The 21,354-nt window shown below is 63.5% G+C and carries 20 protein-coding genes and 3 pseudogenes; 11 read left to right on the top strand and 12 right to left on the bottom strand.

The genetic code is table 11. The features are described from left to right. Nucleotides 1–21: 21 nt before the first annotated feature. On the top strand, nt 22–237 hold the full coding sequence (locus tag ACHIRB_RS05940; RefSeq protein ID WP_006898201.1) for a YgaP-like transmembrane domain: 216 nt from the start codon (nt 22–24) through the stop codon (nt 235–237). Between the two features lie 22 nt (nt 238–259). Here the strand turns inward: ACHIRB_RS05940 and ACHIRB_RS05935 are convergent, their stop codons facing one another. Next, nucleotides 260–679, bottom strand: a complete 420-nt coding sequence (locus tag ACHIRB_RS05935) for a hypothetical protein (protein ID WP_395124829.1) — start codon at nt 677–679, stop codon at nt 260–262. 381 nt (nt 680–1,060) lie between these two features. Here ACHIRB_RS05935 and ACHIRB_RS05930 point away from each other — a divergent pair, with 381 nt between their 5' ends. Together ACHIRB_RS05930 and ACHIRB_RS05925 are read left to right on the top strand one after the other, a co-directional pair. Beyond that, the gene (locus ACHIRB_RS05930) at nt 1,061–2,743 is read left to right on the top strand and encodes a Mu transposase C-terminal domain-containing protein (RefSeq protein WP_395124830.1); all 1,683 of its coding nucleotides are present in this window, start codon (nt 1,061–1,063) and stop codon (nt 2,741–2,743) included. A gap of 4 nt (nt 2,744–2,747) precedes the next feature. Next, nucleotides 2,748–3,713: a TniB family NTP-binding protein gene (locus ACHIRB_RS05925; RefSeq protein ID WP_395124831.1), complete on the top strand. Its 966-nt coding sequence runs from the start codon at nt 2,748–2,750 to the stop codon at nt 3,711–3,713. A 68-nt stretch (nt 3,714–3,781) separates the two neighbouring features. Here ACHIRB_RS05925 and ACHIRB_RS05920 read toward each other — a convergent pair whose 3' ends face one another. Both ACHIRB_RS05920 and ACHIRB_RS05915 read right to left on the bottom strand, forming a co-directional pair. Beyond that, the gene (locus tag ACHIRB_RS05920) at nt 3,782–4,369 is read right to left on the bottom strand and encodes an IS5 family transposase (protein ID WP_395124832.1); all 588 of its coding nucleotides are present in this window, start codon (nt 4,367–4,369) and stop codon (nt 3,782–3,784) included. Next, nucleotides 4,290–4,706: an IS5 family transposase gene (locus tag ACHIRB_RS05915; protein ID WP_395124833.1), complete on the bottom strand. Its 417-nt coding sequence runs from the start codon at nt 4,704–4,706 to the stop codon at nt 4,290–4,292. The genes ACHIRB_RS05920 and ACHIRB_RS05915 overlap by 80 nt, the downstream gene beginning before the upstream one ends. Here ACHIRB_RS05915 and ACHIRB_RS05910 point away from each other — a divergent pair. From ACHIRB_RS05910 to ACHIRB_RS05895, 4 genes and pseudogenes are all read left to right on the top strand, one after another. Then, a complete protein-coding gene (locus ACHIRB_RS05910; protein ID WP_395124858.1) occupies nt 4,675–5,910 on the top strand; it encodes a TniQ family protein in 1,236 nt (411 codons plus the stop codon). The genes ACHIRB_RS05915 and ACHIRB_RS05910 overlap by 32 nt on opposite strands. Before the next feature lie 187 nt (nt 5,911–6,097). Beyond that, nucleotides 6,098–7,264 (top strand): site-specific integrase, encoded by a 1,167-nt coding sequence (locus ACHIRB_RS05905; protein ID WP_395124834.1) that lies wholly within the window; start codon nt 6,098–6,100, stop codon nt 7,262–7,264. Next, nucleotides 7,261–8,376, top strand: a complete 1,116-nt coding sequence (locus tag ACHIRB_RS05900; RefSeq protein ID WP_395124835.1) for a site-specific integrase — start codon at nt 7,261–7,263, stop codon at nt 8,374–8,376. The genes ACHIRB_RS05905 and ACHIRB_RS05900 overlap by 4 nt, the downstream gene beginning before the upstream one ends. Before the next feature lie 151 nt (nt 8,377–8,527). Further along, nucleotides 8,528–8,693, top strand: a pseudogene (locus ACHIRB_RS05895) (transposase); the annotation flags it as partial. A 178-nt stretch (nt 8,694–8,871) separates the two neighbouring features. Here ACHIRB_RS05895 and ACHIRB_RS05890 read toward each other — a convergent pair. From ACHIRB_RS05890 to ACHIRB_RS05860, 7 genes and pseudogenes are all read right to left on the bottom strand, one after another. Beyond that, complete coding sequence (locus ACHIRB_RS05890; RefSeq protein ID WP_094686187.1) at nt 8,872–9,099, bottom strand: heavy-metal-associated domain-containing protein; 228 nt, start codon at nt 9,097–9,099, stop codon at nt 8,872–8,874. A gap of 399 nt (nt 9,100–9,498) precedes the next feature. Continuing rightward, nucleotides 9,499–10,308: a F510_1955 family glycosylhydrolase gene (locus ACHIRB_RS05885; protein ID WP_395124836.1), complete on the bottom strand. Its 810-nt coding sequence runs from the start codon at nt 10,306–10,308 to the stop codon at nt 9,499–9,501. Nucleotides 10,309–10,691: 383 nt separating this feature from the next. Then, nucleotides 10,692–11,549 (bottom strand): hypothetical protein, encoded by an 858-nt coding sequence (locus ACHIRB_RS05880; protein ID WP_395124837.1) that lies wholly within the window; start codon nt 11,547–11,549, stop codon nt 10,692–10,694. Nucleotides 11,550–11,769: 220 nt separating this feature from the next. After that, a pseudogene (locus ACHIRB_RS05875) lies at nt 11,770–12,329 on the bottom strand (PASTA domain-containing protein); the annotation flags it as partial. A 211-nt stretch (nt 12,330–12,540) separates the two neighbouring features. Next, nucleotides 12,541–13,236: a GNAT family N-acetyltransferase gene (locus tag ACHIRB_RS05870; protein WP_395124838.1), complete on the bottom strand. Its 696-nt coding sequence runs from the start codon at nt 13,234–13,236 to the stop codon at nt 12,541–12,543. Nucleotides 13,237–13,462: 226 nt separating this feature from the next. Continuing rightward, nucleotides 13,463–13,852, bottom strand: a complete 390-nt coding sequence (locus tag ACHIRB_RS05865) for a hypothetical protein (protein WP_395124839.1) — start codon at nt 13,850–13,852, stop codon at nt 13,463–13,465. Between the two features lie 691 nt (nt 13,853–14,543). Beyond that, nucleotides 14,544–15,857 (bottom strand): IS256 family transposase, encoded by a 1,314-nt coding sequence (locus tag ACHIRB_RS05860; RefSeq protein ID WP_395124840.1) that lies wholly within the window; start codon nt 15,855–15,857, stop codon nt 14,544–14,546. Between the two features lie 130 nt (nt 15,858–15,987). Between ACHIRB_RS05860 and resB the strand changes: the two genes are divergently transcribed. Both resB and ccsB read left to right on the top strand, forming a co-directional pair. Continuing rightward, complete coding sequence (gene resB / locus ACHIRB_RS05855; protein WP_395124841.1) at nt 15,988–17,613, top strand: cytochrome c biogenesis protein ResB; 1,626 nt, start codon at nt 15,988–15,990, stop codon at nt 17,611–17,613. A 4-nt stretch (nt 17,614–17,617) separates the two neighbouring features. Next, nucleotides 17,618–18,590: pseudogene (ccsB, locus tag ACHIRB_RS05850) on the top strand (c-type cytochrome biogenesis protein CcsB). 9 nt (nt 18,591–18,599) lie between these two features. Here the strand turns inward: ccsB and ACHIRB_RS05845 are convergent. After that, nucleotides 18,600–18,731 (bottom strand): DUF3703 domain-containing protein, encoded by a 132-nt coding sequence (locus ACHIRB_RS05845; protein ID WP_080733457.1) that lies wholly within the window; start codon nt 18,729–18,731, stop codon nt 18,600–18,602. Nucleotides 18,732–18,885: 154 nt separating this feature from the next. Here ACHIRB_RS05845 and ACHIRB_RS05840 point away from each other — a divergent pair, with 154 nt between their 5' ends. Together ACHIRB_RS05840 and ACHIRB_RS05835 are read left to right on the top strand one after the other, a co-directional pair. Beyond that, a complete protein-coding gene (locus tag ACHIRB_RS05840) occupies nt 18,886–19,518 on the top strand; it encodes a TlpA disulfide reductase family protein (protein ID WP_395124842.1) in 633 nt (210 codons plus the stop codon). After that, nucleotides 19,515–20,336, top strand: coding sequence for a cytochrome c biogenesis CcdA family protein (locus ACHIRB_RS05835; protein ID WP_395124843.1), 822 nt, complete (start codon nt 19,515–19,517; stop codon nt 20,334–20,336). Before ACHIRB_RS05840 ends, ACHIRB_RS05835 begins: the two co-directional genes overlap by 4 nt. A 295-nt stretch (nt 20,337–20,631) precedes the next feature. On the opposite strand, the gene ACHIRB_RS05830 is transcribed toward ACHIRB_RS05835, so the two are convergent. Next, nucleotides 20,632–21,288, bottom strand: coding sequence for a DUF305 domain-containing protein (locus ACHIRB_RS05830; RefSeq protein WP_395124844.1), 657 nt, complete (start codon nt 21,286–21,288; stop codon nt 20,632–20,634). Nucleotides 21,289–21,354 lie beyond the last annotated feature (66 nt).

Raw genomic sequence — 21,354 nt, 5'->3', positions numbered from 1 at the left:
CTCTACAGAACTGGAATCATCATGTCGTTCGTCGAATTCATGCGCAGTACTGCCGGACGCGCACTGCGCATCGTGGTGGGAATCGCTCTGATCGTGGTCGCCGTCGTGCTCGGCGGTGTCGGGGGCATCGTGGTGGGAGTGATCGGCGGTGTCTTCGTGCTGACCGGGGTGATCAACGTGTGTCTGCTCGGTCCGTTGTTCTCCGTCGATCTTCGAGGTCGGCCCAAGACGTCCTGAACGGGGTGCGCGGGCGGTCAGCTCAGAAATGGGGGATCACCTTGAATGCGGTGTACCCGTCGCTGCTCTGGGCCAATGCGACACCGTTCGAGGTCACTGCTGTCGGTGCGGCACTCGGTGATGTGCCGGTGACGCGGCCGGAGGTCGCATCGATGGCAGTCACCCCCGAGTCCGACGCGCCGTAGACGACGCCGCCGACCAGAGCGAAGCGGTCGGCACGGGGAAATTGATCGGCGGTGAAACCTCGGGTGCCGCACTGCTCGAACAGGACAGCGATGCCGTTGTCGGTGAGGTCTGCGGTGGTGATCATCGTCGCCCCGCTACTGCTGTCGGCGGTCACCACCATCGGACTGCGGCTACCGCTGATCCATCGGATCTCGGCATCGGAGAGTCGATAGACCGCCTGGATCGGTTCGGGACGGGTCGGGATCGTCCATGCCACGACCTCCAAAACACGGACCGGGTAGTATTCGAATCCGCCAGAGTACCCCCAGGGGTAATTGGATGGTGCGCAATGTCGGAAATGACCGTGACTATGTCGGACCTGAGGGCAGAAAAAGGTCCGCGCACAAAACCATCGCAGTGTCCGAGCCCGAAATTGAATGTCCTGAACTGGACTCTGACCGAGTACGTTGAACCGCATCAGTGCAGTGCACTCTCGAAATCGTGCTGCTCTCTTCTGAAACTGACACACGACTGTCAGTTTCAGAAGTGGGCGTCATAAATTCCTGGGGTTTTACCTCCGATTCCAGTCGTCTTCTGACATTCTGAGTGCAGAAGTGGACTGCACAATCGGTCAACCAGGCGGCGTTCGGAGGCTGCGATGGACGCGGACAAGTTCGACGTCGCCGAGACTGGTGTGCTGACCGCGTCGGGCGAGGAGTGGGAGCAGGCACGGTCGCGGTTTGCAGTGCTCAGCGAACTAGCGGATCGATCCTCGATCGGTACCGCCGCGGTCGAGGACGCGGCACAGCAGTTGGGGGTCTCGCCCCGGCGGGTGTACGTGTTGCTGTCCAGGCTCCGGAATGGGGGAGGGGCGGTCTCCGATCTGTTGGTCTCCGCATCGTCAGGCGGGCGCGGACGGCCCCGCGTGCCAGCCGAGGTGGATGAAGTGATCGCCGAGCACATCAACCGTGATTTTATGGCTCGCCAGAAACTCAGTGTCGCTGCGCTGCATCGCCGTATCGCGCTGGCCTGCCACCGCGCTGGACTACCGATCCCAGCCCGCAACACAGTCAATGCTCGGATCGTAGCGTTGCACCCGGGCCGCGTCGCACGCTCGCGTGGCGGCCCGGATGCCGCTCGATCGCGGCAATCCGCTGGCGATGTCCCGCCGCCGGTGACGACTGTTCTGCAGCAAGTCCAGATCGATCACACCGTGGTCGATTTGATGATCGTCGACGAATACGACCGGGTGCCGATCGGACGTCCTTATCTCACGATTGCAATCGATGTCTTCAGCCGCTGCGTGCCAGGGTTCGTTGTCACACTCGATCCGCCGTCCGCAGTGTCGGTCGGGTTGTGTCTGGGCCGGGTGTGCTCGGACAAGAGCGTATGGATCGATGCTCTGGGCCTCGGCGCGGATGTGCGGTGGCCGATGGCCGGAAAGCCGCACCGCTTGTACGTCGACAATGCGTCCGAATTCAAAAGCGAAGCGCTACAACGCGGTTGCGAGCAACACGGCATCGACCTCGGATACCGACCACCCGGCCGGCCGCATTACGGCGGGATCGTCGAACGCATCATCGGCACCGTCATGAACCAGGTCCACGAACTCCCCGGCACCACGTTCTCGAACCCAACGCAGCGGGGTAGCTACGACTCGGAGGGCGCAGCAGCACTGACGTTACGAGAGTTGGAACGTTGGCTGATCCTGGCCATCGCGGCCTACCACGCGGATGTGCACACCGGCCTGAGCCGGAGCCCCGCTGCGCAGTGGACCAGCAGCACCGACGCCGACACCGCTCTGTCGACGTCGACAGTGGTGGACGAGACCGCATTCCTGGTGGACTTCCTCCCCGTCATACGGCGCCGCCTGACCCGGACAGGGTTCGTCATCGACCACATCCAGTACTTCTCCAATGCTCTAAAACCATGGATCGCCCGACGAGAGAAGCTGGGCCAGTTCGTGATCCGACGTGATCCGCGAGATCTGAGCAGGGTATGGGTCCTGGACCCAGACAACGGCAGCGGGTATGTCGAGGTGCCGTACCGGACGATGTCGCATCCGGCGGTGACATCGTGGGAACACCGCGCAGCAGTCACGCGCCTTCGAGAACACGGGCGAGCGGCCATCGACGAGCACGCTCTGTTCGCAATGATCGAGCAGATGCGTCAGATAGCCACGTCGGCACAGAGGGACACCAGACGAGCCCGGCGTAATCGCAGTCGCCGTTCCCACCTGAGCAACATCGCCACACCACCGAACACTCAAAGCCCGCCCGAGCACGGCCCAGGCACCGACGACGTGTCGGTTCCAATCTTCGACGACATCGAAGAATGGTGAATCGATGAACAACGACGCCCACAACGCTCCCGAAGGCGACGATGACGACCGTAGCTGCAACGACATCGACGTTGATCGCGCGGACCTCACCCACCTGCGAAGTTCGGTCAGACCGGTCGCAGTTCTTTCTGCTGCACAACGGATCAGGCACATTCGCACCGAACGGTGGATCGGGTATCCGCGTGCACAGTCGGTCATCGAGCACCTCGAGACGCTACTGGGGTGGCCGGACCGACAACGAATGCCGAACATGCTTCTGATCGGACCGACGAACAACGGCAAGTCGATGATCATCGAAAAGTTCCGCCGTGCACACCCTGCCGTCAGCTTGCCCAATCGCGAGCAGGTACCGGTGTTGTGTATGCAGATGCCACCGGACCCAGCACCCGCACGGTTCTACCTGGCGATGCTCGCCGCACTCGGAACGTCGATCCGGCCACGGAGCCGAGTCCACGAACTCGAACAGCAAGCGGTAACGCTGCTGCGAGCGACCGGGGTTCGGATGCTGATCATCGACGAGCTCCACAATGTTCTCGCCGGCCGCGACAACGTGCGCCGAGAATTTCTGAACCTGTTGCGGTTTCTGGGCAACGAGCTGCGGATCCCTCTTGTCGGAGTCGGGACCCGAGAGGCGTACCTCGCGATCCGCAGCGATGCACAGTTGGAGAACCGTTTCCACCCCATGACGCTGCCGATCTGGACCAACGACACCGACACCCGCTCCCTGCTGGCGAGCTTCACCGCCAGCTTTCCGTTGCGTGCGCCCTCGCACCTGACATCGGCGGAGATGACCGATTACCTCCTCACCCGGTGTGAGGGCACCATCGGCGAACTGGCCACGCTGCTGACCGCGGCCGCAGCGACCGCAATCGAAGCCGGAGAGGAATCGATCACCTCGCAGGTGTTGACCCAGACCGCCTACTCCGGGCCCACCGAACGCCGCCGCCACTTCGAACGGCACCTGGCATGACACCAGCTGATGCTCCTGCAGCACTTGCTCACAGCGGGCATCAACGCTGGCCACTGCACCCGCAACCACTAGGGCGTGTCTCCCATATGGCGTGTCCAGGTGATGCATGCGCTGAGGACGACCGCGGCGCGGTAGACGATGGCGAGTTTGTCGTAGCGGGTGGCCAGCCCGCGCCACTGCTTGAGCAGTGCGAATGATCGTTCGACGAGATTGCGCTGCTTGTAGCGGATCTCGTCGAGTGCAGGTGGTCGACCGCCGGCTGGCCCTCGTCGTTTCCGGGCGGCGATTTCATCGCGCTTCTGTGGAATGACTGCGGTGATCTTGCGGCTCCGCAGCAGGCGTCGGGTGACGCCACTGGAGTAGGCCCGGTCGGCGATCACCGCATCTGGATGCGAGCGGGCACGGCCGCGGTGGCGGGGCACCACGATCTCGTCGAGCACCGCGGCCAGCATGGCGCCGTCGTTGCGTTGGCCTCCGGTGACCACCACGGCCAGGGGACGGCCGCTGCCGTCGACGGCGGTGTGGATCTTGGTGGTCAATCCGCCCCGCGACCGTCCGATGCCATGACCTGCGGGTTCACACTCGTGCAGCGGCAGATTCGTGTAATTCGACCCAGCCCCCTGTGTCCTGATCAGGGCGGGTCGTGTTCGTCGCATGCTGGTGAGCCCGGTTGATCGTGGCGTCCACCGACACCGTCCAGTCCAGTCGGCCGTCGGCATCAGCGGTCGCCAACAACGCCATCAACACCCGGTCCCAGGTCCCGTCACCGGCGTAGCGACGATGACGTTTCCACACCGTCTGCCACGGCCCGAACTCCGATCGCGGCAGGTCACGCCACGGGATGCCGGTGCGATACCGGTAGATGATGCCTTCCACCACACGCCGATCATCACCGAACGGATGACCACGACGCCCCTCGTTGGAGGGCAACAAACCCGAAATCCACTCCCACTGAGCATCACTGAAGTACCGATACCGCGAAGCCGTCGTCACTTCGACAGCATCCCCTCAAAAACCTCACCTATATGGGAGACACGCCCTAGCTGGTGAGACTCTGACGTCGTGGCTGGCCCGGACCAGCGAACAGTATTCGTCGATCACCGCAGCGGACCTTCTCGGTGGGCTCGGCCTTGAGACTTCGGGCGTGGACCTGGACCGCGACACACCCGAGCCGATTTTGAATGCGCTCGCCCAGAGGAGTACCTCTGCTGCGGAACGGCTGCGGGAGATGACGTTGGCGGGCTGCACGCCCTGGCTCCTCGACAGCACCGACCCCGCCGAATGCGACTTCGACACCTACGTCCACCAGTTCTCTGTCTTACTGCCACCGGGTCTGGCAATGGCCGATCGACGTCGACGCGCACCGCCCGCCGGCACATGGCTTCCCTGGGTGAGCGAGCTCGATACGCGGGCATGCCCCCTGTGTATCGACGACCTCGACACAGACACCGATATCGCGGTCATGCTGGCTCAGCAGTACCCAATGCTGACCAGCTGCACGAAGCATCTCTGCCGGTTGGAATTCTGCGCTGTCGTGCCCGGCAGACTGGTTTTCTGGGACAGAACACCGCCCGGCTCGGACGAACACGCACCACCGATACCGGTCGCGGCGGCCGTCGCAGAAATCGACAGACGCTCTATCGCCGCGTTGACGAGCGGGGCGGTCGAGCTCGGCGGAGGCCATGTACATGCAGCAGTGTGGTTCAGGCTGCTGCGCACCGTCGTTGACGAAGTGTCTACACCGCTGGTCCGCACCGGATGGTGGGCGGAGCCACTGAGCGCGATATGGAAATCGACAGGGCATCCTCGCCCGCTGCGGACATCATGGGTTCCGTTCGAGGAACTGCGGTGGGACGAGCAAGCGAAAGTCCTGCTCGCAGCGGCGACCGCGATCGTCGCGGTCGAGAACGATGAGATAACCGCGAGCGGAGCTGACGCTTGCCTGCTGCGCCCACGCTCCTACAAGCCGGTCGATCCAGGGACTCCTCCGACGAGGTCTCACAATCCGGTACCCGCCCGCAGCGTCTGGGACGGCGTGATTGCGGCGATCGATGCCGCTGTCGCGGCCGCCCGCGTCGACAGCGACGCCGCCCGATCTCTGTTCGGATTCGCTCGAACGGGTTGCCGCACCGAGGAAGACGTCGACGAGCTGGCCTACGCCTTCGTCGAGCTCGGCATTCGACTGGACTGGGACTGAAGCGCGCTAGATCGCCACACGTTTCCCTACGCTTTCAGGCGGAAATCGATCGCCTCCTGTAGTCACCAACGTTATTTGTGCGGTGACCGACGAGAATTTTCCTTCCCGCATCGTCTCCGGCAAAACACCAGGTAAAGGTAGTTTCGGGTCTGGAAGTGTGTCGGAGGTGCCCGATACAGTCCTACCCATGACAGAACGCCAGCTCGTAGACGGCTCGAACACTGTTCCGGTTGTTCTGTCGTGTGCCGCGGCGGCGTTTCCGGACCTGCCACTCGAAGTGGCGGCCCGTATCGAGCGTTCCATGGCCGCGTCGCGCTCCTCCGGTACCAGGCGGGCCTACGCCTCGGCGTGGCGACGATTCGAGACGTGGTGCGCCGTCGCCGGGCACCACGCGTTGCCGGCGCATCCGGCGACGGTGGCTGCCTATCTCGTGGCCGCGGCGGACACGCTCACCGTCGACGGGACGCGGGCGTACGCGGCCGCGACGTTCGGCAAGTGGATTGCGGCGATCGCCGACCGGCATCGCCAGGTCGGCCACGACAACCCCTGCGGTCACGAGATGGTGCGCGCCACGCTAGCCGGTATACGTCGCGACTATGCCGCGGCGGGGGATCGGCCACGCAATCCCCGTGCCCCGCTCCTGACGTCCGATATCACCACGATCGTCGCTCTCGCGCGCGCCGGTGTAGCCGGGTGGGCCAGCGAAGTACTCGAACGCCGCGACACCGCGTTGCTGCTGATGGGGTACGCCGGGGCGTTTCGGCGCAGCGAGCTCGTGAGACTCGAATGTCGGGACGTACGCCGCGACCGGCTCGACGGGGCGCACGTGCACCTGCGACAATCCAAAACCGACCAAGACGGCACCGGCGCAGTGAAAGCGTTGCCGTACACCACCCATCACGATTCATGCCCAGTCTGCGCGTGGATCCGATGGCTCCAGGTGGTCGCTGCGTTCGACAGCGGAGGCCGGGTCGCCGTGATCCGTACACTCGCCCGTTCCGTGCCGTTCGATCAGCACGTCTGCCGCGGACCGGTTCCAGTTGCGGCACATCGGATGCCGTTGTTTCGGGCGATCCGGAAGAACGGCAACCTGTCCGAGACGGCACTGTCCGGTGCTGCGGTGCACGCCGCGATTCGCCGCAGGGCCGGTCAGGCTGGATACGCCGCGGATCTCGCTACTCAGTTGGGCGGGCACTCGTTGCGGTCCGGCTTCGTCACCCAAGCGTTCCGTAATGGGTCCGATGCACACGCGATCATGCGTCAGACCGGACACAGCACCCCGGGGATGGTCGAAATCTACGCCCGCGAGAACGCACCGTTGATCGGTAACGCCGTGAACGACCTCGGGCTGTGACCAGTCCATTCGGCGTCGATCCGAGTCGCAGCGACCGCGCGGAACGCGGCGAAGGCGCTCGACGCGATAACCCCGGTGCTTCGTCGGTGCAGAAGGGCGGAGTCGGTGCCGCAACGACCCGCCCCAGAGTTGCTTCGCCGAACGGTTACCGCTACGAGTGGGCGCTGTTCGAGGACTGGTGCATTGCAACCGAGGTAGAGCCACTGCCTGCCTCGCCGATCACACTGATGAAGTTTCTGGGTGCGAATCCCGCGAGCGACGCTGCGCAGCTCCGCAAGGTCGCCGCGATCAATCGCCGACATCTCGATTCTGGACATGCTCCGCCCGGGCGTACGACTGCACTGCGAATGGCGCTCGATTCCGCGCGGCCCGCACGAACGGCGCGCCGCGCCGAACACTACTGGGCACTGGCCTCAGCGCTACCCTCGGCGGGATCGATGCAGGCGTTGTTCGGTCGTAGGGACGCGGTTCTGCTCGTGTTGTCGGGAGCTGGGCTGTCGCACCGAGCAATATCGGCGCTCGATCGGTCGGACGTCACCAGCGCGGGCCTCGACGTGTGGATCGGGGGCCGGCACGGTATCCGGATCGCAGCAGATGAGTCGACACATTTCTGCCCGGCCGAGATCTGGGAACGCTGGCGCACCGTACTGCAATTCTCGGATCGATACCCCTCGACTACCTTGCTCGCAGAGCATTTACAGGCCAACGTCTTTCCCGACATGACTGGGTGGCCGCGGAGTGTGGGTCCGGTCGCTGTACCGATCGACCGGTGGGGCCACATGCCGTTACCGGCCGATCCGATGACGCCAGCTGCGGTCGGGACGGTGATCGATGCCCACCGCTCCGGGGAGCCGCCCCGACACGTTCTACGGTGTGCACTTCCGCACCCGCGGGGGCGCGGCGAGATGGACTCGAAGGTGGCTGTCCCGGTATCGGAACCCGTTTCAGCAGTACTGAATTCGGATTACTATCGCATCGGTCTCGACGCCCGGCGCCGCGCGCATTTCGCTTTGGCCGATGTGCCCGGCATCACCGACGATCTCGAGGACCGGATCGAGCATCTGCTGCAACGCACCGCGGAGCTGCTCGAGGTCGGCGATCGTTCAGGTTAGTGACGTTGCTGCACCTTTTCCTCGATCTACGGCGTCGACGGTGTCGGAGGACGATGACGCGCAAGATAGTGGAACTGACTGCAGCGGTGCGTCGTTCGATGCGCGGGATCAAAGTTGTAAGGTGGCCGGACACGGCAAATTCACCGTTGGCACGGGAGTGCAGGCCTACTTCTGCGACCCGCACTCCCGTGGCTGCGGGGCGCGCCAGCGAGAACACCAACGGATTGCTACGTCAGTATTTTCCCCAGGGCACCGACTTTTTCCAATGCAGCGTCGAGCGGCTCGACGAGGTCGCCGACCTCCTGAACAACCGACCCGAAGACTCTCGACTGGCATAATCGGCGGCAGGCGTTCCCTCTGTCGTAGAGGACCACGCCGACTTGTCAACGACCACGATGCGGCCGCGCTCCTTCCTTCTCGGAGCTCCCGAATTGCCGAGGATGCCGACAGCTCCAAGAACCTCTCTGTTTCCGGTGTCCGGACTGACCGAGTGAATCAGTCGGCAATCAAGTGATAGTCGCCCGCTTCGTCGAGCGCGGCCGTGACTTGTTCTCGAGTGAGTGTCGTCTCGGAGTCGACCGATACCGTCGACTCACCGCCTGCGACGAGATCGACCCTGACGTGGTGGACACCGTCGATCGCTTCGAGTTCGGTGGTGACTGCGTCGGCGCAGTGACCGCAGGTGAGGCCGGTAACGGTGTATTGCGTGCTGGTCGTACTCATGGGATCCTCCTTCGATTCTGTGGTCGTCGTGGACTGCGGTGAACTGCAGCCGCAGCCACTGCTCGGTGAAAGGTCGGTCAACGACAAATCTGACACGTTGTTCATCGGGTTCCGTTCATTGTTCATGGGCTCTGTAGTACCCTAAGGGGGTATCTAAACCAGGCAAACTATACCCCCTATGGGTATGTCTACGTCAAGTATTTCGGTTGTCCTCATTCCTGGATATCTCGGAGTCGGACCCCGGTGTCATCGCGGGATCTCGTGGCGGGCCGAACCCCAGGGGAGGAAGAGGGAGTAAGCCGCTCAACAGCGGCAAGCGCCCGCATCAGCCGCGCGGGTGACCGCCTGCGGTCGCGTCGAAATGTCGCTATCTGTCGGGCTAGTCTCGACCGGGCCGAGTTATGTCAGTGTGTACAACGCCTGGGGGCTGGCTGCGTAGGCGGTGTCGTAGTCGACCGCGGTCAATGCCTCGACGGACCCGGTTGCGGAACGCTTCTGCCAATCGGCGCCGTTGCGACTACGCCAGGCGTATCCGTCGGTGTCGATGCCCCACAGTGCATCGCCGGCACCGGCGAGCAATACCAAGTTCGGTGCGTCGAGGACAGGAGAGAATGTTCGGGCCGTGTCGGTGCTGTGCTGAAGTCCATCAGGTGTCACCGCCCATACTCCGGAGCTCGTAATCGCCAACGACGCCGCGGGCGCAGCGGCGCCGGGAGTCCAGGTGGAGCCGCTGTCGGCGGAGACGAGTAGACCGGTACTGCCATCGAATCCGACGAGGATGCGTCCATCGGCAGCCAGCGCGTGGAAGTCGACTTGTCCCTCCAGTGACCGATCCGACCACGACATTCCGCCGTCATTGCTGCTACGCAGTCCCAGTGGGTTCGCCGCCGTGCTGGATTCGCCGGGATGACCGGAGGTGAAGAGGGTATCGGTGGCCGGTACACCCGACAAACCCATGAAGTCATCGTCGGAAGAGCCGACCCTGGTCAGGTTTCCGGACGAACCGATGGCGAAGAGTCCTGTGTGGCTACCAGCGAGGACGGTGCCATCGGCGTTGACGTGCAATCCGTGCACATGAGCCAGTGAGGAGGTGAAGTCGACCACTGCCGGATCGGCCGCGCCGTCAGTCGCTGCCGGAGCGGAACATCCAACGAGGGACAGAGCTGCGATCAGAGACGGCAGCAGGATGCGGGAAAGCGAGATGAACATAAAGTGCGGTTCTCGTTCTGTCGATGAGGGCTCGGTGATGTAGTCGCTTGAGCGTCAACGCCAAGTGATCTCCCGGTCAGGCGCGGTGAACATGACCGGATACGGGGGCTGAGGTGGACGTGACTGCTCGGGCGGTATGTGCGGGACGACGTAGACGCATCGACCTTCATCTCCGTTCACTTAATCTCCAATCACTGAGGCGATGTACGAGCGCGGATCGTTCGGCGGCGAACAGCCGTGGCAGCGACATCGCACCGACGATCGGTATCGGCTGAGTGCGAACAATTCCGACACCTTCACCCGCCTCGCCGTGGCGAGCACTCAACTACTAACCAGCATAGTATTTCGGGCAGGCCAGGCCGAAGTGCCCATCCGGTTCGGTGTCATCGCAGATGCGCCGGTGCGTCGCCCGGGGTGATGCCGACGTGGACGTGGTCGCTGTGCACGTCGTCGGTGAAGAATCCTGGACGGTCACCGTTGAGGTCGGTCGGACCTCCGACCTCGGTTGCGCCCAGTAGGGCTGCCTCAGTGACGAATTCGGAGATCGTTGGGTTGTTGTAGGGATCGTCGACAACGCGCCGACCGTTGATTTCTCGGATGTCCACCGCTCGTCCCACTGCGTGGTTGGACAAGCGCGGGTGCGGGAAGACGGTCTGGATGTGACCGGTGTGCATCACCTGCACTGCGTAGGCGAATCGGTCGGCAAGTCCGAGCATGATCTGGAGCACATTGTTGTTGATGCGTCCGGTTCCGATGTCGAGTCGTGCAGGCTCGGAGAGCGTGATGCGAGGGTTGCTCAGCACCGACGACGCAGCGGCGGTCAGTGGTACTGGGGACCCAAGAGAGGTCAAAGGGTTGATCTTTTCCACGGTCCAGGCCGCGCCAGCGGCGATGTCGCGCTTGAGCCGGATATCGAGTGCCATCTGCCGGGTCGTCTCAGCCGGCTGCGCGAGCGTGGGGCGTTGTAGGAGTTGGTCGAACAGCACAATCACTGCAGCACTCTCTGGACCGATTCCGGCGTACTGCGGATACACCACACGTAGGGTGCTGGCGAGGGCATCGTCGGGTTGAAGCAGTGCTGCCGTCGCCGCGACTTCGAGCGATACCCCAGCGGTGCGCAAGCTGTCGAGTACTCCTCCTCCCTCGCTCCAGCTGCCACCGGCTTCGAGGAAGCTCGTCGCTGCGCGTTTGATCTCGGGCATCACTTCGCCGTCTGTCGGTATCCACCGCCCCGGATTCACCGGGGCCGATGATCGACTGCTCGGTGCGCTCACGGCCGGGGACCGTGCGGGAGATGCGGTACTGCTCGGTGCGAGGCTGGAGGATTGTCTGTCGGCGGTGTTGATGGTGCAGCCGGTTGTGAGCGGCAAAACCGCTGCGGCTGTGAGCAGTTGTCGACGGCTGACTGTGATGGCGTTTCCTTTCGTGCGCGGGGGTCTCAAGGGTGAGTGTCGTGGGTGATCACCGCGGCGGCGGTAGCGGCAGGCCGGGAATGTCGATACTGGGCAGCGCTGGTGTGGGTGTGCGGTCGGGGGCGGCGGAGCCGTCACTGACGTACAGCGTGATCAGCGATCCCGGGACCGCCGCGCCGGATGGGGATGTCCCGGTAGCGGTACCGCGAGCACCCTGACCGGTGGTGGTGACGACGGTCACCTCGAATCCTGATGCTCCAATCTCGATGTGGCCGACGACTGGCTCATGCCGCTGACCTCGGGTACTTGGCCGTTGGCGGAGCCGCGGACGTATTTGTCGTCGACCGGTGGCAGCTCGATGGGGCCGAAGTTCGTGGCGATTGGGTCCATCGCGTCGTACCAGGTTCGTGCGGGTTCGTTACCGCCGTAGAGGTTCCCGGAGCTGCAGGGCCGCAAAGGAAAGGAGCAGATCTGGCCCGGTGTCGGTGAGTCACCGTAGGTGTAGACGGCGGCGGCGTAGCGGTTGGTGAAGCCGAGGAAGCCCGAGGATCGGTTGGATTCGGTAGTGCCGGTTTTCCCGGACATCGGCAGCGTCCAGCCCACGGACCCGCGATCGGGTTGCCTGCGACGTCCGTCATCGTCGAGCTGGCAGGAACGATGCCCTCGGCGAGTTCGCCGGAAACGTTGTCGATGGTGTCAGCGGCGCGGTTCGAGACGTATCCCAGGCCACCGACGATGGGGAACAACACTCCTGCAAGCAGCACGCCTGCGAGCGCAGTGCATCCCACGAGTTCGAACACCGTTCGTCGGGTGCTTGACATCATTGGCTCGTTTCCGTTGACGGGGCAGTGCTCGCGGTCGTCCGGGTTGGTGAGACCGCCAAGGGGAGCGGCGCAGGGCCGCATCGGTCGTCTAGATCTCGCCGGTAGGTCTGCATGGTCCGGCCGTCTCGATCGAGACGGTTTCCGCTTTTATGCCATCCGAGGCGCTCGTAGAAGCCGCCTGCATTGTCGGCCACCCCGAGATCGGTGGACAGCTCGGCGCAACGTGCACCTGCCCGCGCAGAGTCGGATTCGAACCAGTCGAGCAACTGTGCACCCACTCCGATCCCTCGCACCCATGGGCTCACCGCTATCGCAACGACGACGGCGACACTGTCGGCCGGGGGAGTCTCGGGTTCGCCGTTCGGCAGTGGGATGGGCCGAGAGCGCGCCACTGTTCGGCACCAGGGGCGAAGACGCGTACGAACGAACCGCACCGCGGTGCGCGGGCGGACTGCCATCGCCGCACCGGCGTGTGCAGCCAACGACAGCACGGTCATCCTCTCGCGCAGTAGATCACCGATATGGGCATGGTGATCGAGGGTGCCGAGAAGGAATCCGACGACGGCACCTTCGCTGTCGGTCGCGACAAGAGCGATCGCGTGTCGTCGGTTGACGAAGCTATGGTGCCACCGGCGTAGAAACCGTGCTCCCAGCTCGGGGAACAGCCCAATCGGTAGCTCGTCGAGGTGCAACTGCGCGCTCTGCGGTAGATCGTGCGGCCCGGCCTCGCGAAGGACGATCGCGACTCCGTGAGGAGGCGCAGCGGGCGTGGGATGAGGGAAACAAAGGTTTGGCGTAGACGATGAAACGTTGAAGAAGATATGCATGGCGTTGTCCTCGACGAGGCAGGCTCGCGCCCTCACAGTGGAGGCGGCGCGCGAGAAGAAAGGTGGACCGATCTGCGCAAACGCAGACCTCTCACACCCTCAGAAGGCATCCCGCATCAAGCACGGACATCGGCGCAGGGGTAGAGACCGACCTGTCAGACTGCGACGATCTCGGTGCCTGTAGATCTCGAATCTGGTGCAGCAGCACTGTCCATCCGGTCCGGCGCAGCAACATTGCCAGCCCTAGCGCAAGGATCGCCACCGCCATGTGGACGGACCCGATCAGGGATCCGTGATTGTCGTGATGACCGGACGCGCTATCGCCGATCCCCTCGTCCTGCTCCGGTGCCGACATGTGCTCGATTTCAGAGACGCTCTCGATGACCGCAGCCAGCGGAGCGTGGCCGGGCTCGGCGGACGGCTCTGCGGTGGTGTGTGCGACCTGCGACATCATCAGCACCGCCAATGCCGTGGCCGCCATGATGGACCAGAGCAGGATTCGGCGAATACACTCGCTCAACCGAATCGGACACACACGACGAAAGTAGCAGATCCATGTCGCCGTCTACCCGCGCTAGCGACGAATACCGTGTGCGGTGACGCCTCCAGCGTTCCATGCGGGCCGCCCCTTCAACTGCCAGGCGTGGGTGGGTTCGACGTTGGCGCAGGTCCGTGGTGACCCAGATGGCGGCGGGCCCGTCATCGAGCAGGTGCGCGGCGGTGCGATCCACGGCGGCCAGTGCATCCTCGTAGGCCAGTCGTATTGGCGCTCGCTTATCGGGTTGTGGGACATCGCGACATCCTCGATCAACTGCAGAGGGAACCGCGTCGCTTCGTACTCGGCGCGCAGACAGCTAGTGCAAGTGTGCCTGATCTCACCGCGCAGATATTACTCCGCGGGATGAAACGCGTTTGGGCAGCATGAGTAGGAGAACCGATCCGCGCCTACCGTGGGGGCCGAAGGCGGCCTAACCCGAACCGCAGTCCGGCAGCGTTCCGGATGGACTAAGTACCGCGTTTGTGGTTGCAGCACTTCTCCTCTAGCCCCCCTTTAGCCCAGGCGACTACCGCGCACAACGGCATACGGCCCATAAACTACTATGTTGCGTAGTAGTTGAGATGCAATCGTCGAAAGGGTGTGAGAAATCGTCAAATCCTGTGGATCGGGTGTGTCAGGCGACCTCGGATGCCGGCGTGTCCGGTGACGGTTCCGGGGTGATCTCGACGGGCCGTTCGAGGAGCTTGCCCTTGTGGAACAGCGCACCGGCCCGCACCAACGCCACCAGATGCGGTGCGTTCACGGCCCGCCAGCGGGCCTGGGCGGCCTCGATCAGCTTGTAGGCCATCGCAATCCCGGCCGCCCGCGACCCCGGCCCCTTGGTCACCTTGGTCCGCAAACGCACTGTCGCAAAAGTAGATTCGATGGGATTAGTCGTGCGTAGATGCACCCAGTGCTCGGCCGGATACCGGAAGAACTCGAGCAGCACATCGGTGTCGTCGGTAATCTTCGCGACCGCCTTCGGGTACTTCGCGCCGTAATCGATCTCGAATGCCTTGATCGCCACCTGGGCCTTGTCGATGTCCTCGGCGAGGTAGATCTCCTTCATCGCCGCCAACGCACCAGGATGCGCGGACTTCGGCAGCGCAGCAAGAACATTCGCCTGCTTGTGGAACCAGCACCGCTGCTCCCGGGAGTCGGGGAACACCTCCCGCAGGGCCCGCCAGAACCCCAAGGCACCGTCACCGACCGCCAGCACCGGGGCCCGCATCCCACGCCGCCGGCAATCCCGCAGCAGATCCGCCCAGGACTCGGTCGATTCCCGGTACCCGTCGGAGAGGGCGACGAGTTCCTTGCGCCCGTCGGCGCGGACCCCGATCATCACCAGCAGGCAAAGTTTCTCCTGCTCGAGCCGCACTTTCAGGTGAATACCATCGACCCAGAGGTAGACGTAATCCGCCGGCGAGAGATCCCGCCGGGCGAAGGCCTTGGCTTCGTCCTGCCACTGAGTCGTAAGGCGGGTGATCGAGCTGGCCGACAAACCGGCACCGGTGCCGAGGAACTGTTCGAGGGCGGGACCGAAGTCGCTGGTCGACAGCCCGTGCAGGTACAGCAACGGCAGCACCTCGGACACCTGCGCGGATTTGCGGGCCCATGCCGGCAGGATCGCCGAGGAGAACCGCCTGCGTTCACCGGTGTCGGGATCGACGCGCTTGTCGTTGACCCGCGGCGCCTTCACCGCCACCGCGCCGGCGGCGGTGACCACCTCGCGCTCGGCGTGGTAGCCATTGCGAACCACCAGGCGGTGACCGTTGTCGTCGATCTCACCGGCATGCCGGGCAATATAGTCGGCGACCTCGGCCTGAAGGGCTGCGGCGAGCATATGCCGGGCGCCGTCGCGGACGATCTCGTCGAGCAACGAGCGGCCCGCGCCGACTACCTGGCGGGTCTCGTTGGAGTCGTCGTCCTGGTCCACTATCGTGAGCACGGGCGTGCCTTCCCGCCAGCGTTGGCGCGCTGGACTTGATCAGAATCCTGTTCGTGTACAGATCATCATCCGGGAAGGTGCGCCCTCCCGGGATCCACAGGTTTCGATCATTCCTCAAGGGTGTGGCGCGGTGACAGCTGATCAAACTCCGGCGCTCACATCGCAGGGACGGTTACGCAGAGCAATCACTGTGGTGCGCAACAGGTGGCGGCAACTGACCTCGATGCGAACGGCACTGGTGCTGCTGTTCCTGCTCGCTATCGCAGCAATCCCCGGTGCCCTGCTGCCACAGCGCAATCTCAACACCCAGGCCGTTGATTCCTACATCGCAGCGCGACCGGCTCTAGGGCCCGTCATGGACACGTTGGAATTGTTCGACGTATTCGGAAGTTTCTGGTTCACCGCCATATACGTCCTACTGTTCGTGTCGTTGATCGGCTGCCTGACTCCCCGAATGATCGAGCATGGTAAAGCCCTTCGCGCACAGCCAGTTCGCGTACCCCGAAACCTTGCGCGACTACCGCTTCATCATTCGGGCGCTCTCGCAGGTAGTCCGAAAACTGTCATCGCCGACATCGCGCCCCATTTGCGAGGGTGGCGTACTGCCGTTAGGCCCGAGCCCGATGGCGCGCTCACCCTCTCCGCCGAGAAAGGCTACACACGCGAAGCGGGAAACCTACTTTTCCATTTCTCGCTGATCGGCCTCCTCGCTGCCATCGCCATCGGCAAGCTCTTCGGCTACGAAGGATCGGTCATCGTCATCGCCGACAACGGGCCCGGTTTCTGCAACACCTCGCCCGCCATTTACGACTCCTTCCGCGCCGGCAACAGCACCGATGGAACCGGGCTAGAGCCGTTCTGTATCAGAGTCAAAGACTTCAACGCCGACTACCTCGACAACGGCCAGGCAGAGATGTTCACCTCGAACATCTCCTACCAGTCCGCCGCCGACATCGCTGCCGGCACCTGGCGCGACTACCAGCTCAAGGTCAATGAGCCCCTCCGGCTCGGAGACGAACGCATCTACCTCACCGGACACGGATACGCCCCGGAATTCACCGTGACCTTCCCCGACGGTCAGAGTCGAACCGAGGCCCTGCAGTTCCGGCCCGATGACGCCACCACGTTCCTGAGTAGCGGGGCGTTGCGTTTCGATCCACCCGGCGGGACCTATGCCACCGCCGATGAGCGACGCCGCGGCCAGATCGCCATCGAGGGCCTCTTCGCTCCCACGGCGCAATTCAACGGAACCCTGCTCTCCTCCCGCTTCCCGGACTTGGTCGATCCTGCTGTGGCAGTGGATATCTACAAAGGTGATACCGGCCTCGACACCGGCATCCCCCAGTCGATCTTCTCCCTGGACCAGGAGATGATCAACCAGGGCCGACTCGTGAAGCAGGATCGGGTGAACCTGCGTCCCGGTGAATCGAAGACCCTCACCGACGGCACCAACATTCGATTCAACGGCGCCAAGGAGTTCGCCAACCTGCAGGTCGGATACGACCCCGCACAGTTGTGGGTGCTCGTGTTCGCGATCACGATGATGACCGGACTGTTGGTCTCGCTGGTGATCAAGCGACGTCGAGTCTGGTTCCGTGTACTCCCGGCCGAAACAGGCCGATCGAGCGTGGAGATGGGCGGGCTCGCCCGTACCGATCACGCCGGATGGGGACCCGAATTCGAGACCCTCCGCACCGAAATCTGGACGCCTCGTACAAAGACCCACTCCGAGACCCTCGATACAGAAACGGTGTAGCGCCATGCCGATCGACGACACCCTCGCCCGCTGGAGCGACATCAGTTTCGAGACCGCCTTCGTGGTCTACCTTCTCGCAGCGATCCTGTTCATCGCACAACTCGCAACGACGCGAACAGCGACTCTGAGCCGGGCCGCGAGTCTGCATCCGCAACTGATCGCAGCGACATCATCGACACCGGGATACGTGCCGGTCCCCGAGCGTAGAGCCCCGTCCGAACGGCTGGGCCGCACGGGGCTCGTCCTGGTGATGCTCGCACTCACTTTGCATGTCGGGTCGATCGTCCTGCGCGGGATCGCCACGGGCCGCCCGCCGTGGGGCAACATGTACGAATTCGTCTCCGTCACCTGCGCGGCCGGCATACTTGCCGGACTGATCGTGCTGCGCTCGGAGCAACTGCGCACACTATGGTTGTTCGTCCTCGTGCCGACCTTGATCCTGCTCTTTATTGCCGGAACTGTGCTCTATGCCAACGCGGCCGCCCGTCGTACCAGCCTTGCAGTCGTATTGGCTCCCCGTGCACGTCTCCGTCGTCTCGCTCGGCAGCGGGGTGTTCCTGATCTCCGGTGCAGCCAGCACATTGTTCCTGATCCGGATCCGATATCCCAACGACAACGCCGTCCCCGACAGCAGAGTGGGCCGGATCGTCGCTCGTCTCCCGTCGGCGCACTCGCTCGACGTGCTGGCGTACAAGACCACCATCTTCGCGTTTCCCCTGTTCGGAATCGGTGTCATCCTCGGCGCGATCTGGGCCGAGGCCGCGTGGGGTCGGTTCTGGGGCTGGGACCCGAAAGAGACGGTCTCATTCATCGCGTGGATCATCTACGCCGCGTACCTGCACGCCCGGGCCACCAGCGGGTGGCGTGACACCCGGGCCGCGTGGATCAACATCGCCGGATTCGTGGCCATGCTGTTCAACCTGTTCATCATCAACATGGTGGTCTCCGGACTGCATTCGTACGCGGGTTTGAACTGATGTCGCCTGCTAGCCGCCGCCCTGTGCTTCGGCGAGGTCATGCGGCACCGGTCGCGTCAATCCCGCGTCGACCCGGCCGGTGTTGCCGACCGGGTATCGACCGGACCAGGATCCAGGAGCCACGACCACGATCCGAATCAACTGACTGCCTCGTGTCCGTAGTGCATTCCGGAGAGGGAAGTCACAGTGCCCCGAGCTTCGTCACCGGCCAAGACTGGGGCATCGACCGCGTCACCGATCCCACGATGTTCGAGACATCGGCGCAGATCCGTACTGCAGCGAAGGCGTCGACTTCATGAGACTCGGCCGCCCTACGGGGGCTCGCACACGCGAACAGAGCAGTCTGCCCGCCACGGCAACGGCATCCATCCTTGCCGTTGTACTCCTGGTCTCCGGATGTTCCGCAGGCGCCGACGCCGTGCCCTCCGGAGGTAGCTTCGATTTCGTTGCACCCGGTGGCCGAACCGACATCGTCTACGATCCCCCCGAAACGCGCGGAACCATCGGTGAACTCGCCGGACCCGATCTGATGGAGGAAGGTAAGAACACCGCTCTGTCGGACTACGACGGCGAGGTGGTCGTGATCAATCTCTGGGGTCAGTGGTGCGGCCCCTGCCGCGGCGAAGCCGACGATCTCGAAGAGGTCTTCGAAGCAACCCGCGAGCGCGGTGTGCAGTTCCTCGGTATCAATGTTCGAGATCCGCAGAAGGACAAAGCGCAGGACTTCGTTGTCGACAACAATGTCTCCTACGCCTCGATCTACGACCCCTCGATGCGGACGCTGATCGCCCTCGGCGGGAACTTCCCGACCAGCGTGATTCCCTCGACGCTGGTACTCGATCGAGAGCACCGGGTGGCGGCAGTGTTCATGCGTGCCCTCCTCTCCGAAGATCTCCTCCCTGTCGTCGAACGGATAGCAGACGAATGACTGTTCTTCTTGCCCAAGGCGGCGTTGGCTCGACGTTCCAAAATCTGGCATCGAGCGGACCTCTGGTACTGGCGATCGCCGCATGTATGCTCGCCGGGCTGGTCTCGTTCGCGTCACCGTGCGTGGTGCCCCTGGTGCCGGGCTACCTGTCGTACCTGGCGGGCATCGCAGGTGCCGACGTGCCGCCGCTCGCCGCCGCCTCGACTGGTGAAGCACCGCCGAAGCTGGCAAGCCGCTGGCGCGTGGCAGGTGCAGCGGGGTTGTTCGTCGCCGGCTTCACCATCGTCTTCGTCCTCGCCACCGCCTCGATTTTCGGGGTCATCGGTATCCTGCGCATCAACGAGCAGGTGCTTCAGCAGGTCGGCGGTGCCATCACGATCATCATGGGCTTGACGTTCATCGGGTTCATTCCCGCATTCCAACGCGACACTCGATTCGCGCCGCAAACCATCTCGTCTCTTGCTGGAGCGCCGCTGCTCGGTGGCGTGTTCGCGCTCGGCTGGACGCCGTGTCTTGGCCCCACGCTCGCCGGGGTGTTGTCCGTTGCCGCTGGCACTGAAGGCGCAACCGCAGCGCGCGGCGTCACTCTCATCGTCGCCTACTGTTTGGGACTCGGTCTACCGTTCGTGGTCCTTGCGTTCGGCTCGAGTTCGGCGATGCGCGGTGTCGGCTGGCTACGGCGGAACTCGCAGAGAATCAAAGTGGCAGGCGGTGTCATCATGATCGCAGTCGGCGTGGCGCTACTGACAGGAGTGTGGGGGTTGTTCATCGCCTGGATCCGCAACGAATTCGTCAGTTCGGTTGTATTACCCATCTGAGAAGGAAGCGAGCAGCCGCAGTGCACGATCCACGCCTCCCCAATTAGCAGTACAGGGGCCCGATCCGAGAGCCCCATTTCCCTCCCGCAAGTCTGCGTGTCCCAAGCGCAAACCCGTGGCTCGATACCGAACCAAGACCCTCTACCCAGGTGCATCGGCGGGGGAAGGCATGTTTCCCAGGCCCGTGTTGATCGGGGTGGCAGCTCAATTGGGGCCAGGTCCTTCGAAACCGAAGGGCGGGGCTCGGTATCGGCCGAGCCCCGCCCTTCGAGTTGATAGTTCCCAGCGTTGAGAGTTACTGGGCGAGCAAGCTTTCCATTGTGGAGATCTCGCTCTGCTGCGCATCGATGATGGTAGAGGCAAGCTCCTTGGCATCAGCATTGGAGCCGTCGGCCAACTCGATCTGAGCCATCTCGATGGCCCCCTTGTGGTGCTCTATCATCATGGTGAGCCACATGGAGTCGAACTCCGCTCCGTTAGCGGCCGACAACATGCCCATGTCTTCCTGGCTCATCATGCCGGTCATGCCACCGCTACCCATGTCCATACCGCCCATGTCCATTCCGCCCATGTCGGCGGATACGGCGGGTTGTCCCCATGCGGTGAGCAGAGCATTCATCTGCTCCATCTCCGGTGCTTGAGCTGCTTCGATGGCCTGGGCCAGCTCGATGACCTGAGCATTCTCGGTTCGGCCGTCGACAAGTGAAGCCATCTCCACCGCTTGTGCATGGTGGGGGTACATCCCTTCGACGAACGTGACATCGGCATCGTTGAATTCGGCCGATGCTTCGGCGGAATTCTCAGAGGACGACGAGGCCGGTGTATCGCTGCTCGACATGCCGGGCATGTTCATTTCGCCGTCGTTACTGCTGCAGCCAGCGAGAACTGCGGCGGCGACAGCGGAAGCCGCCGTTATCGCGATCGTGAAGCGGGTAGATCGATTCGAGCGCATAACAAACTCCTGAAATTGTGGTGGGGTGGTTCGGATCGACAGGCACACTGGCCCGTCGATATCTGT

The organism is Antrihabitans spumae (assembly GCF_043944905.1).
GTDB classification, from domain to species: domain Bacteria; phylum Actinomycetota; class Actinomycetes; order Mycobacteriales; family Mycobacteriaceae; genus Antrihabitans; species Antrihabitans spumae.
This window is presented reverse-complemented; position numbering and strand designations above follow the sequence as displayed.